This is a genomic window from Streptomyces sp. NPDC005863 (assembly GCF_042871345.1).
GTDB lineage: Bacteria > Actinomycetota > Actinomycetes > Streptomycetales > Streptomycetaceae > Streptomyces.
In genome coordinates, this window is sequence record NZ_JBIAII010000002.1 from 850,106 (window position 1) to 862,947 (window position 12,842).

The window sequence follows — 12,842 nt, forward strand, 5'->3', positions numbered from 1 at the left end:
TGCTTCAAATCAGCGCGTATTGTCCTGCGCCGCACGGTCGGGGGCCGCAAAAGCTGTGTCGGCGGGCGGCTCGAACAGGGAATCGTTCGCCGGTACGGCCACGGGGATCTGCGGTCCCAGGTCCTCCCCCAGCCAGCGCCGCAGCACCCGGTGGACCTGTTCGGCGCCGACCGGTTCGGTGCCGTCCGGCGCCGGGTCGCCGAGCACGAGCGGCGACAGCAGGAAGGGGCGGGCCTGCGCGCCGCCGAGGCCGCCGTGCGAGCCGATCTGCTCCTCGAAGGCGAGGACCTCGCCCTCCTCCGGGTCGTACCAGGAGTTGACCATGATGTCGGCGACGTGCGGGAAGCCGTCGGTGCGGCGCACGGTGTCCGCGGCGCCGGGCCCGAAGTCGGCGAGCGGCCCGAGGTCGGCGGGGTCCTCGTCCAGGTGGACCTCGGCACCGCGCGCCCCGAGCACGAGAGGTCCGCGCTCCGCGCTGCGGACGAGCAGGAAGCCGATGCCCGGATGGTTGGCGAGGGTGGCGAGCAGCGCCGGGTGGCGCAGGTCGATCTCCTCGCGGGTCAGGCGGTGCGGCACGTCGGGGAAGGACACGAGCCCGAGGTTGCCGGAGGCCAGCACGACCGGTTCGGCGCCGCGGGCCGGGCGGTGCTGGTCGGCGGCCTCCTCGACGGGCCGGCGCAGCGCGGCGCGCACCGCGGAGCGGGCCTCGGCCCCGCTGTGCGTGCGCTGCGCCTTGCGCGGCACGGGCAGCCCGCAGCCGGCCCGGACCAGGTCGCCGAGGGTGAGGCCGTAGCGGGCGCGGAACGTTTCGCCCGGGCTCTGTCCATGGTCGGAGAGCACCACGATCCGGTAGGCGCGCGGCGCGTGGTCGGCGACCTGGTCGAGGAGCGCGAGCGAGCGGTCGAGGCGGCGCAGGACCTTGTCGACGTCCTTGCCGGCCGGCCCGGAGTGGTGCGCCACCTCGTCGTACGCGACGAGGTCGGCGTAGACCGCGCTGCGCCCGGCGAGCATGTCCCCGATGACGGCGGCGACCACGACATCGCGCTCGACGACGGTCGCGAAGGCCCGGATAAAGGGGTACAGACCGCCGCGGCCGACGCGCGGGCGGCGCCGCTTCAGCCGGGCGCCGGTGGACTCGCCGATCTCGCGGAAGACCTCGGCGACGAAGGAGAGGGCGGTACGGACGGCGTTGGCGGGGTCGCAGAAGTACGCGAAGTACCCGGCCCGGGAGCGGTTCTCCCTGCCGCGGCGGGCGGCGATGGACAGGACGAGGGCGAGCTGTTCGGCACCGCCGCTGAAGAGGTTGCCGCGGCTGGCGCCGTCGACGGTGAGGAGCCCGCCGTCACCGGTCCGTTCCACGGCCCTGCGCTGCAGTTCGGCGGCGGAGGCGGGCCGGTTGCTGACCATGACCTCGCCGGTGTCCTTCTCGTACCAGCGGAACGCGGGCACGTCGTGGTTGGAGCCGTGCAGGATGCCGAGCTGGCTGGCGCCGGTCTGGCTGGACCAGTCGGTGCGCCAGGGGGTGAGGCGGTGCGAGGCGGTTCCCGTCGGCCCCTTGCCCAGCCAGCGCGCGACGGTGGGCATGACGTCCCGGTCGACGGCCGAGGTCAGCACGTCGTGGCCGACGCCGTCGAGCTGGATGAACACGGTGCCGGGCGTGGTGGGGCCCGGGCTGCCGTCGGGGCCGCGCCGGCGGCGGCGGTCGGCGAGGCGGTACAGCCGTCGCCGGTAGGCGTCGTCGTCCCGTACGGCGAGGGCGCCGCCGGTGGCCGAGGCGACGGCGGACATCACGGCGGCCACGACCACGGCGGTCTCGGCGCCCGCCTCCCCGCGGCCCTCCGGGATGAGGCTCAGGGCGAGCAGGAACAGCGACCCGTTGAGGAAGAAGGCGAGCAGTCCGAGGACGAGGGCGGGCACGAGCAGCAGGGCCCGTACGAGCAGTGGCCAGACCAGGACGGACAGCAGGCCGAAGGCGCCGGCGCCGAGGGCGGCGGTCATCGCGATGCGGGTGGCGCTGTCGCCGGAGTCCGCCTGGAGCTTGAAGTCCGGCAGGATGCCGGCGAGCACGAGCATCGTGAGCGTGCTGACGGCCCATACGGCGGCCACGCGCCACAGCGCGCTGCCGAGTCTCCGCCATCGCTCTCGCCCCACGCCGCGCCCCTTCACGTTTCCCCCGCAACCGGAGACCAGCGTGTCATACCCGTCGAGCGCCCCGGCGCGGAGCGGTACCGGGCGCGGAGTGGGGGCGGGAGCACGGCCCCGGCAAGGGGTCCCGGTCAGCGGCCGTCGTACCCCGCCGTCGGCATCGAGAGGCGCCGGTGCACGCGTGCCTTCATCTGTGAGTCGTACGCGGGCTCGGCGAGCCCCGCCGTCTCGACCCGCACCCCGCGCCGCGCGCACTCCGTGGTGAACTCGTCCGCCGACCGCAGCGCCCGCTCCAGGACCCTGCGGCTCGGCACCACGAAGAGGTCCACGAGGCCCGCGTCGACGTCGCCCCACAGCATGGCGTGGTCGGCGCGCAGCCCCCGTACGACGAGTTCGCGGGTGATCACGTAGCCCTGCTCGGCCGCCCAGCGCGCGCACATCGCGTGCTGGCTGCGCGAGTCGACCAGGAAGGGGTCGGCGTCGAGCTCGGCCAGGGGCGTCAGGCTGGCGATGGCGGCGACGCGCAGGGCGCCGACCGCGGTGCCGGCACCGGCCCTCACGACATCTCCCATGGCGTCCCCTCACCCTCGGCGTAGGCCGCCGACCCTACTCCTGGCCGTAGGCTCGGAGACAGTCGCACGAAGGAGGAACCGGGTGCCCGTCGAGGTCACATGGTGGGGTCATGCCACTTGCACGGTCGAGGACTCGGGTGTCCGCGTACTGACCGACCCTCTGTTCGCCCGTCGCCTCGCCCATCTGCGCCGGCGCAGAGGCGCGCTGCCGCCGCCGGACGCGGCCGTCGCCGACGTGGTGCTCCTGTCGCATCTGCACGCCGACCACCTCCACGTGCCCTCGCTCGCCCGGCTCGCGCCGGGCACCCGTGCGCTGGTCCCGCGCGGGGCGGCGCGTGCCGTGCCCGGTCTGGCCCGCAGACTGCCGCACCTGCGCTTCACCGAGGTCGCGCCGGGCGACGAGGTCCCGGTCGGCGATGTCGTCGTACGGGTGGTGTCCGCGCTGCACGACGGGCGGCGGCTGCCCGTGGGCCCGCACCGTTCGCCCGCCCTCGGCTTCGTCGTGGCGGGCGAGGCGCGCACGTACTTCGCCGGGGACACCGGGTTGTTCGAAGGGATGGCCGACGAGGTCGGCGACGTCGACGTGGCGCTGCTGCCGGTCGGCGGCTGGGGCCCCTACCTGGGCCAGGGGCATCTGGACGCGGGCCGGGCCGCGGAGGCGCTGGCCAGGATCGCGCCGCGCAGCGCGGTCCCGGTGCACTACGGAACGTACTGGCCGATCGGCATGGACGCGGTGCGTCCCCACGAATTCCACGCCCCGGGCCATGAGTTCGTCCGGCAGGCGGCCCGGCTCGCCGCCGGGGTGACGGTGCACCGGCTCACGCACGGGGAGAGCGTGCTGCCGGAGGTGGCCAGGTGATACTCGACACGGTCGCGAAGGTGCCGACGGAGGGCACCCAGCAGGCGCTCGGCTATCCCTCGCTGTTCCTGCTCGTGGTGATCGGCGCGCTGGTCCCGGTGGTGCCGACGGGCGCGCTGGTCAGTTCGGCGGCGGTGGTCGCCGTCCATCAGACGGCGCCCTTCTCGCTGCTCCTGGTCTTCGGTGTGGCGGCGTTCGCGGCGTTCCTCGGGGACGTCGCCCTGTACTGGCTGGGTCGGCGCGGCATGCGGTCGAAGAACGGGTCGCGCTGGCTGGCGGCGATCCGGGACCGGGCGCCGGAGGAGCGGCTGGCGCAGGCGCAGGCCAAGCTGAAGGACCACGGTGTGATGGTCCTGGTGCTGTCGCGGCTCGTTCCGGCCGGCCGGATCCCGGTGATGCTGGCCTGCCTGATGGCGAAGATGCCGCTGCGTCAGTTCGCCCGCGGCGACATCCCGGCGTGCCTGGCGTGGGCGGTCACGTACCAGCTCATCGGCATCCTCGGCGGCTCCCTCTTCAAGGAACCGTGGGAGGGCGTCGCGGTGGCGATCGTCCTGACGGTCCTGATCAGCGTGGCGCCTTCGGTGTGGCGCAAGGTACGGAGGGCGCCGGCGCACTAGCGCCGCTCGTCGGACTCCGCGGTCCTGTGCGCGGTGTCGGGTGTCTGTCGGTGGCTTTCCGGACCTGTCGGTCGTCTGTCGGTGGCGGCTGTGATCTTGGGGGTGTGGGTGTTCCGTCCGGGCACCCGGCACGCCGAACGAGTACGAGGAGTCCTCCACCATGTCGTCCATAGCCCGCCACCGACCGTGGGACGTAGACCGGTTGCCGTCCGCCCGGGAGCGCGTGTTCCTCGTCACCGGGGGCAACGCCGGGATCGGCTACTTCACCGCCGAGCAGCTCGCCGGCACCGGCGCCGTCGTCGTGCTCGGCAGCCGGGACGACGCGAAGGCCGAGGCGGCCATGGCCTCGATCCGCTCGCGGGTGCCCGGCGCGCGGGTGCGCCACCTCCGCCTCGACCTCGCCGACCTGACGTCCCTGAAGGGTTCCGTGGACCGGCTCGGCCTCGACCGGCTCGACGCGGTCGTCCACAACGCGGGCGTCGCGCTCGACGATCCGCCGCGCCGCGAGACGAAGGACGGACACGAGCTGATGTTCGGCACCAACCACCTGGGCCACTTCGCCCTCACCGGATGGCTCGCGCCCCTCCTGCGCGCCGCCCCGGCCGCCCGCGTCGTGACGGTGGGGAGCTTCGCGGCGCGCTCCGAACGCCTCGACCTCGACGATCTGCAGTCGGCCGGGGACTACCGCCCCAAGCGCACCTACGGCCGGTCGAAGCTGGCGCAGATGCACTTCGGCTTCGAACTCGACCGCCGGCTGCGCGCCGCCGGGAGCACGGTGCTCAGTCTGGTGGCCCACCCCGGCGGCGCGCTGGACTCCCTCACGCCCGCCCGCCCACCGGTCCACCAGGTCTCCCCCGGCGCCCGGCTGCGGGCCGCGCCCGCCGGGCTCATGGTGCAGGGCAAGGACGCCGGGGCCTGGCCGGTCGTCCGCGCCGTGCTCGACCCCGAGGCCGAGGGGGGCCAGCTGTGGGGGCCGAGGGTCTTCGGGCTGCGAGGTCTGCCGCGGTGCGAGCCCGTCCCCGAGCACATGCGGGACACGGCCGTCGCCGCCCGCCTGTGGGCGGCCAGCGCCGAACTGACCGGTGGGGACCCGCATCTAGGGTTCCGGTAGAGAGCGGGCCCGCCGCCCACGCACGTACCCGTTCGCTCACGCAAGTACCCGCGACGCCCCCACCGGCAGGTCCCACAGATCCTCGCGGGGGCGTCCCGTCCGCTCCCAGGCCGCCCGCACCCGGGTGAGCGGTTCGAGCACGGGCTCGGCCGAGAGCAGGAACGTGCCCCAGTGCATCGGCGCCATCCGGCGCGCGCCCAGGTCGGTCGCCGCGCGGACGGCCTCCTCCGGGTCGCAGTGGACGTCCCTGAGCCACCAGCGCGGCTCGTACGCGCCGATCGGCAGGAGCGCGAGATCGATGCCGGGGTAGCGGGCGCCGATCCGCTCGAACCAGTGGCCGTACCCGGTGTCGCCCGCGAAGTAGACCCGTTGGCCCTGCGCGTCGGTGAGCACCCAACCGCCCCACAGCGTCCGGCAGGTGTCGAGGAGTGACCGCTTCGACCAGTGGTGGGCGGGCACGAAGTCCAAGCGCACACCGCGCAGTTCGGCGCTCTCCCACCAGTCGAGCTCGGTGACGTGGGTGAAGCGGCGCCGGGTGAACCAGCGTGCGAGGCCGGCGGGCACGAAGACCGGGGTGTCCCTGGGTAGGCGGTTCAGCGTCGGCGCGTCCAAGTGGTCGTAGTGGTTGTGGCTGATGACGACCGCGTCGACGGGCGGCAGCGCGCTCCAGGCGACGCCGACTGGGGTGACACGGGCCGGGGTGCCGAGGATCTTGCGGGACCAGACGGGGTCCGTGAGCACGGTGAGGCCGCCGACGCGGAGGACCCAACTGGCGTGCCCCGCCCAGGTGACGGCGACGGTGCGGGGGTCGACACGCGGCAGCGGGCCGGGGTCGAAGGGCAGCCGCCGGACGTCGGCGAGGCCTTCGGCACGCGGCCGCAGCGCGCCCTCGCGCGCGAACCTGGCGAGTCCGCGCAGCCCGGGCAGGGGCGCGGTGAGCCGGTCGGCGAAGGACCTGGGCCACACGCGGGCGCCACGGGGCGGGCGCGGCGGTGCGGGTGCGGTCGACACGTCGGGCGCATCGGACAGGGCGGATACGTCAGGTACGCCGGGCACGTGGGCCAGCCGGCCGTCTTCCTGCGGCTCTGCCTGCTGGGTCATCGAGGAGGCTCCCTTCGCTCGGCTGCTGCGCGGAGGTCGTCGAAGGCGACGGCAAAGGCGCTCAACGCCCGCTGTACGTGCGGAAGTTCCAGCGGGTCCGGCGCGGCGAGCGACGCCAGGCGCTCCGCCTGAGTCGTGCCGAGGAGCGGTCCCGTGGACAGTCGTACGCGCAGGGCGTCGATGTCGTCGCCGAAGCGGTGGCCGCCGGGCGCGGGCATGCCGAGCCGGGCGGTGAGGAACTCCTCCAGGTCCTGCCCGTCACCGACGCCGCGCGCGGCGAGCACCGAGCGCAGGGGGCCGAGGTCCGCGTACAGGTGGCGGCCCGCCTGCGGGGGCCGGGCCAGGACGCCCGCGCCGAGCAGCGCGCGGTGCGCGGCGGAGGCCACGCGCGCGTGCAGGCGGACGGCGGCGGTGAGCCTCCCGGTGATCTCCTCCGGCTCGCCGAGCGCGTACACCGCCGCTGCCGCGGCCGGGGCGGCGAGGGTCGCGCCGAGCGCGGTGAGGACGTCGAGGGTGCGGGCGCGCAGGGCGGCGCCCGCGTCGGTGGCGGGGAAGCGGGCGACTGCGGCGGGCAGGGCCGGCGGGAGCAGCGACCCGGCGAGGTCGCACAGGACGGTCACCCGCTCGGGGTCCATCTCAGCGGGGCCGACGAGGACGGTGTCGTGGGGGTGGTGCAGGGTGTCGCGCCAGGTCTCGTCGCTGACGACGTGCAGACCCTCGTCGGCGGCCGCCTCCACGGCCTCGTGCAGCACTTCGGGGGGCGGCACGGTGGCGGTGGGGTCGTCGGCCACGGAGAGCACCAGGAGCCGGGGGCGGCCGCCCTCGGCGCGGACCCGGCGGACAGTCTCCAGGAGGGCGTACGGGTCGGGGACGCCGCCGCACTCCGCCGGGGTCGGCACGTGGTAGACCGCGCTGCCGAGCAGCCGCGCCTGCGGCTCCCACCAGGCGGGGCAGGGCCGGGGCAGCAGGACGTCGCCGCCGAGCGCCGCACCGATGGCGAGCAGCAGGGGCGGGGCGCCGGGCGCGGCGGCGGTGCGGTCGCGCTCGACGGGCAGGCCGCGCCGGTCCCAGTAGCCGCTTGCGGCGGCCAGGAGTGCGGGGCCGCCGCCCGGGGGCTCGCCCGCGGAGCGGCCCGCGACCGCGGCGGCGGCCGCCGCCACCTCGGGCAGCACCGGGAGGCCGGGCTCCGGCGCGGGCGGCCCGTACCGGACGGGGCCGTGGCCCTCCGTGTCCGTCCGCCTCATCCGTACCTCCGTGCACTCGTGTGACGGTGTCCTCATGCCCCGTGTGCCGGTGCGTACCCGGGACCGCCGGGACAGGGACCGCCCGGACAGGGACCGCCGGGACATCGCCGTACCTGCCCATCACAACGCGGCGCCTCCCCGCGCGCCCGCGCTGGCCCCCGCCCGGGTGAGCGTTCCGCGGGACCACGCGGCCGGTGGAGCGGGCACGGAAAGGGCCCGGACCTGGTCGTTTCCGACCGGTCCGGGCCCTGAAGCGCTGCCCCCGTGCGGCCGCCTCGGCGTTCTCAGCGCCCCAGGGAGACCAGCTCGCGTTCCAGGCCGCGCCCCTTCGTCTCGACCAGCGCGGCCGCGACGTCCGCGAGCTTGCGGTTGGTGGCCTGGGAGATCCGCCGCAGCACCCCGAACGCGACGTCGGCGTCGCAGCCGAGGACGTGCATGACGATCCCCGACGCCTGGTCCACGACGGGCCGGGTCCGCAGGGCCGCGCCGAGCTGGTCCAGCTCGGTCAGCGCGGCGCGGTAGTGCCGGTCGCGGACGAAACTCGTGGTGGCGAAGGAGCCGAGGGCCTGCGCGGGCCCGTACCGGGTGTCGTCGAAGGCGCCCGGGTGGAAGCTGAACAGGGTCAGGGTGACGGTGAGGCCGCCGCGCAGGAACGGCAGGGTGACGCAGGACCGTACGCCGGAGTCGAGGGCCAGCGCCCGGTACTCGGGCCACCGTTGGTCCCGCAGCAGGTCCTCGGAGCCGACCTCCGTGCCGCTCTCCTCCGCGGCGGGGACCGGCCCGTCGCCCGAGCGCAGCTGCACCGCGAGGAGACCGGCGAGGTCGGGGTGGGTGACCGCGGCGGGGTGCTCACCGCCCAGGTCGGAAACGGTCGTGCCGGCGCCGCAGCAGGCGGGCGTGCAGCGGACGGCCTGTTCGGCGAGTTCGGACAGCCTGCGGCCGGGCAGGGACGATTCAGGTCGCAGCAGGTCCGGATCCGGCAAGGGAGCCATGGCGTCTCCTCCTCTCTTCTTCGGCTTCCCGGCAAGGCCTCCGGAAAACGGTCGCAGCCGTTAGGTTCGACCCATGCCCCACTTGGAGGAGTTCGGTGAAGACCTCGCGGATTTTGTGCGTCGTATCGCCGAGTTGAAGTCGGCCCGCTCCGTCCCCACGGGCGACCTCAGCACGGTGCTCGACGCGGCGCTCTTCGAACTCGACCACGTCGCCGACCAGTTGTGGCCCACGTACGAACGCCTCGCGGTCAACGGACAGTGGGACAACGCCACATCGGACCGGGACGAGCAGCGGCTGCTGCGGGCGCTGTTCCAGCGGATGCCGCTGCCGGTGGCGCTGATGGACAGGGAGACCGTGGTCCGGCGGATGAACTTCGCCGCGACCGGTCTCACCGGGGTCCGCGCCGGGTACGCGACGGGCCGGCCGCTCGCCGGGTTCCTGGTCCACGCCGACCGGGTCGCCTTCCGTTCGCAGACCGCGGCGGTCGCCCGCGGCGAGGGCGACCGGAGCCTCAACGTCCATCTCCAGCGGAGCCCCGGCACCCCGGTGCGCGCCACGCTCACGGCGCTGCGCCCCGGCGCCGAGCCGCGCACCGCGGTGCTCGTCGTGCTGCAGCCGTCGGGTGAGCGCGCCGAGCGGCTGCGGAGCGCCCCCGGCCCCGCCCCCGACCTGGCCGATGCGACCCGGCACGCCGCGCAGCTCGACCTCGCCGACGCGATGACGGCGGCCCTGCTCACCGCGCCCGCCGGTGACCGCGCGGGCGTCCTCGAACGGGCGGCGGCGGTGCTGCACGGGCGGTTCGCCGACTGGGTGATCGCCGACGAGGGCGCGGCGCGGCTGCGGCGCGTGACGGTCCTCGGCCCGCGGGACGGGCCGGCCGACGACGTCCTGACGCAGGACCCCGCCGCGTGCCCCCTCGTCGTGGAGGCGGCGCGCGGCGGGGCGGCCTCGTTGCAGGTGCGCCCGGAGGACCCGGACGCCTTCGGCAGGGACGCGTCCGGCGCTCACGTCCTGGTGCGCGCCGAGGTCACCTCCCTGCTGTGCGTGCCGCTGACCGCCCACCGGCACGGGCCGGTGGAGGGCGTCCTCACGCTCTTCCGCAGCGGCCCGCGCCTCGCCTTCTCGATGGCGGAGGCGCGGGCCGTCGACGTGATGTCCCGGCACATGGCGCTCGCCATGCGGCGCGGCGCCGCCACGTCCTGAGCCGGGCTCCGCGGGGCCGGGGCGCCCCGGTGCACGCCCGGGCGTCAGGCGGCGTCCCGCATGACCTGGTCACGCAGCCGGTCGCAGCAGCGGCTGATGAGCCGTGAGACGTGCATCTGCGAGATGCCCATCTCGTCGGCGATGCGGCTCTGCGTCATGTCACCGAAGAACCGCATGTAGAGGATGGTGCGTTCGCGCTCGGGCAGCTGGGCGATACGGGGCTTGACGGCCTCGCGGTCGACGACGATGTCGAGCGCGTGGTCGGGTCCGCCCAGGGCGTCGCTCAGCGAGTAGCCGTCCTCGCTGCCCGGGAGTTCGGCGTCGAGGGAGAGCGCGGTGAAGCTGTCCAGGGCCTCCAGGCCGGCCTTCGCGTCCTCCTCGCTCATCTGCGCGTGCTCGGCGATCTCGGCGACGGTCGGGACGTGCCCGGAGGCGGTCTGGGAGAGGTCCTGGCGCGCGAACCGCACCCGGTTGCGCAGGTCCTGGACGCGGCGCGGCACGTGCAGGGTCCACATGTGGTCGCGGAAGTGCCGCTTGATCTCACCGGTGATGGTGGGCACGGCGTAGCTCTCGAAGGCGGTGCCGCGCCGGGGGTCGTAGCGGTCGACGGCCTTCACCAGGCCGAGGGCCGCCACCTGGCGCAGGTCGTCGAGGGCCTCGCCGCGGTTGCGGAACCGGCCGGCGAGGCGCTCGGCCATGGGGAGCCAGGCCTGGACGATCTCCTTGCGCAGGGCGTCCCGTTCGGCGCCGGGCGTCAGGTCGACGAGGCGCTCGAAGGCCTCCACGGTGTCGGGGGCGTCGTCGTGCGGGTGACGCTTGGTCCGCGCGGGGAGCGCGGCGCCGGCCGCCGCGCGCGCGGGGGCCGCGGTGCGGGCCGTCCCGGTGGGGGCCGTGGGGGCGGTCGTCCTCGTCACCACGGTGGTGCCGGACGTCCTGGGGGGTACTGCCGTGCTGGTGTGGGATCGCATGGTGCGTCGCAACTCCCTCGTGGGTGCCTTGGGTGGACGGTCACCGTGGGAGCGCGTGCGCGTCGGACCACGACGGGGCACACCCGGGAGGAGTGACGCGGTCACTCCCACGGACGTGCCTCCGGTCCGAAGCACTCTCTTCCGCCTGCCCCCGGCTCTCCGCGACAAACGCCCCGAGGTTTCCCGCCGGTTGCCCGGGACACCCGGACTGATCCGTCTCTCCCGCGCCGCCCGGAGGTTTCCCGTCATGAGTGTCAAGGTCGTCGACCACGTCCTGGAAAGCCTGCGCGCCCGGGGCGTCGAGCGGGTCTTCGGCTGTCCGGGCGACGGAGTCGACGATGTCGACGGTCTGCTCGCCGCGTGGGGCGGGGCCGGGGAGCTGCCGGGCCTGGTGCGGGCACGGCACGAGGAGGCGGCCGCGCTCGAAGCGGTGGGGTACGCCAAGTCCGGTGACCGGCTCGGGGTGTGCGTGGCGGGGTGGGGCCCCGGCGCCGCCCACCTCCTTGCGGGTCTGTACGACGCGAAGGCCGACCGTGTGCCGGTCCTCGCCCTCGTCGGTCGTACGGGCCACGCCGCGCCGGGCGGCGCGTACCGTCCGGAGTCCGAGCCGCACACCCTCTTCGAGGACGTGGCGGGCGAGTTCGTGGAGACGGTGACGGCGCCCGAGCGGCTGCCGGACGCCATCGACCGGGCGATCACCACCGCGTACGCACGCCGCTGCCCCACGGTGGTGATCCTCCCGGGAGACCACCAGGAGCCGGACCACTCCCTCCCCGGGCACGCGCCCGCCACGGCCCCCGCCGACACCCGGACACCCCTGCCCTCGCCGGACGCGCTGCGGCGGGTCGCGAAGGTCCTCAACGCCGGTGAGCGGGCCGCGCTCCTCGTCGGCCCCGGCGCGGCGGGAGCGCGCGCCGAGGTCGAGGAACTCGCCGAACTCCTGGGTGCGGGCGTGGCGAAGACGCTGCTCGGCAAGGACGTGCTGAGCGACGAGCTTCCGTACGTCACCGGCGTGCTCGGCCCCTCGGGCACCCGCCCCGGCTATGAGCTGATGCGCGACTGCGACACACTCCTGACCATCGGGGCCGGCCACCCCCACCCGGACTTCCTGCCGGAGCCGGGCAAGGCGCACTCCGTGCGGATCGACCTCGACGCGCAGGTGGGCGGGGCGCGTTACCCGTACGCGTACCCGTACGAGGAGGATGTCGTCGGCGACGCGCGGGCGACGTTGCGCGCCCTGATCCCGCTGATCGACGAGGAGCGCCGCTCCGTCAGCCGCGAGTGGTACGACGAGATCTGTGCCGGCGCCAGGCGCTGGGACGCGGTCCTCGCCCACCGGGCCGGACTCGACGCCGACCCCCTCCACCCGGAGCACGTGGCGCGCGCCCTGGACCCGCTGCTGCCCGACGACGCGGTCATCACCTGCGACACGGGCCCGGTGGCGACCTGGTACGCGCGCCATCTGAGGCTGCGCGGTGCCATGCGCGCCTCGCTGTCGGGCACGCTCGCGGTGCCGGGCTGCGCGGTGCCGTACGCGATCGGGGCGAAGTTCGCGCATCCCGACCGGCCCGTCCTTGCCCTGGTGGGCGACGGTGCGATGCGCAGGGCCGGCCTGGCGGAGCTCGTCGCCGTCGCCGGGCACCGCCACGACTGGGACGATGCGCGGCTCGTCGTGGGCGTGTGGAACGACGCGCCCGACGTGCCCTACGCGGAGTTCGCCCGCTCGCTCGGCCTGACCGGCCTCCGGGTGGACCGCCCCGAGGACGTCGCCGCCGCCTGGCGGGCGGGACTCGACGCGCCGGGCCCCGCGCTGGTGGAGTTCCGCACCGATCCCGCGGTGCCGCCGCTCCCGCCGCACGCGACGTGGGAGCAGGTGGAGTCCGCGGCGGCCGCGCTCCTCACGGGGGACGCGGACGCGGTGGCGGCGGTGCGGCAGGGGTTGAAGGCGAAGGTGCAGGAGTTCCTGCCGGGCGTGGGCCGGCCGGGTGACGACGGCGGCGCGCGGGAGAGCGACGGGCACTGAACCTCC

Annotated in this window: 11 protein-coding genes; 5 read left to right on the forward strand and 6 right to left on the reverse strand. The window is 75.2% G+C overall.

Features of this window, described 5'->3' with window-relative positions:
* Positions 1-9: 9 nt before the first annotated feature.
* Entirely contained in the window at positions 10-2,151 is a 2,142-nt protein-coding gene (locus ACFYO9_RS09705) for a phage holin family protein (protein ID WP_355817247.1), read from the reverse strand.
* A 125-nt stretch (positions 2,152-2,276) separates the two neighbouring features.
* On the reverse strand, positions 2,277-2,717 hold the full coding sequence (locus ACFYO9_RS09710) for a hypothetical protein (RefSeq protein WP_358776674.1): 441 nt from the start codon (positions 2,715-2,717) through the stop codon (positions 2,277-2,279).
* A gap of 82 nt (positions 2,718-2,799) precedes the next feature.
* On the opposite strand from ACFYO9_RS09710, the gene ACFYO9_RS09715 reads away from it, so the two are divergent.
* From ACFYO9_RS09715 to ACFYO9_RS09725, 3 genes are all read left to right on the forward strand, one after another.
* On the forward strand, positions 2,800-3,576 hold the full coding sequence (locus tag ACFYO9_RS09715; RefSeq protein ID WP_358776675.1) for an MBL fold metallo-hydrolase: 777 nt from the start codon (positions 2,800-2,802) through the stop codon (positions 3,574-3,576).
* On the forward strand, positions 3,573-4,193 hold the full coding sequence (locus ACFYO9_RS09720; RefSeq protein WP_355817255.1) for a DedA family protein: 621 nt from the start codon (positions 3,573-3,575) through the stop codon (positions 4,191-4,193). The genes ACFYO9_RS09715 and ACFYO9_RS09720 overlap by 4 nt, the downstream gene beginning before the upstream one ends.
* Before the next feature lie 160 nt (positions 4,194-4,353).
* Positions 4,354-5,304, forward strand: a complete 951-nt coding sequence (locus ACFYO9_RS09725; protein ID WP_358776676.1) for an SDR family NAD(P)-dependent oxidoreductase — start codon at positions 4,354-4,356, stop codon at positions 5,302-5,304.
* Positions 5,305-5,340: 36 nt separating this feature from the next.
* Here the strand turns inward: ACFYO9_RS09725 and ACFYO9_RS09730 are convergent, their stop codons facing one another.
* From ACFYO9_RS09730 to ACFYO9_RS09740, 3 genes are all read right to left on the reverse strand, one after another.
* Positions 5,341-6,405: an MBL fold metallo-hydrolase gene (locus ACFYO9_RS09730; protein ID WP_358706804.1), complete on the reverse strand. Its 1,065-nt coding sequence runs from the start codon at positions 6,403-6,405 to the stop codon at positions 5,341-5,343.
* Positions 6,402-7,649 carry an aminotransferase class I/II-fold pyridoxal phosphate-dependent enzyme gene (locus tag ACFYO9_RS09735; RefSeq protein WP_358776677.1) on the reverse strand — a complete coding sequence of 416 codons (1,248 nt, stop codon included), beginning with the start codon at positions 7,647-7,649 and terminating at the stop codon, positions 6,402-6,404. Before ACFYO9_RS09735 ends, ACFYO9_RS09730 begins: the two co-directional genes overlap by 4 nt.
* Before the next feature lie 284 nt (positions 7,650-7,933).
* Complete coding sequence (locus ACFYO9_RS09740) at positions 7,934-8,641, reverse strand: GAF and ANTAR domain-containing protein (protein WP_355817266.1); 708 nt, start codon at positions 8,639-8,641, stop codon at positions 7,934-7,936.
* A gap of 73 nt (positions 8,642-8,714) precedes the next feature.
* Here ACFYO9_RS09740 and ACFYO9_RS09745 point away from each other — a divergent pair, with 73 nt between their 5' ends.
* A complete protein-coding gene (locus ACFYO9_RS09745) occupies positions 8,715-9,845 on the forward strand; it encodes a PAS domain-containing protein (RefSeq protein WP_358776678.1) in 1,131 nt (376 codons plus the stop codon).
* A gap of 44 nt (positions 9,846-9,889) precedes the next feature.
* Here ACFYO9_RS09745 and ACFYO9_RS09750 read toward each other — a convergent pair whose 3' ends face one another.
* A complete protein-coding gene (locus ACFYO9_RS09750) occupies positions 9,890-10,813 on the reverse strand; it encodes an RNA polymerase sigma factor SigF (protein ID WP_358776679.1) in 924 nt (307 codons plus the stop codon).
* Between the two features lie 247 nt (positions 10,814-11,060).
* On the opposite strand from ACFYO9_RS09750, the gene ACFYO9_RS09755 reads away from it, so the two are divergent.
* The gene (locus ACFYO9_RS09755; RefSeq protein ID WP_358776680.1) at positions 11,061-12,836 is read left to right on the forward strand and encodes a thiamine pyrophosphate-binding protein; all 1,776 of its coding nucleotides are present in this window, start codon (positions 11,061-11,063) and stop codon (positions 12,834-12,836) included.
* The last annotated feature ends 6 nt before the right edge of the window (positions 12,837-12,842 follow it).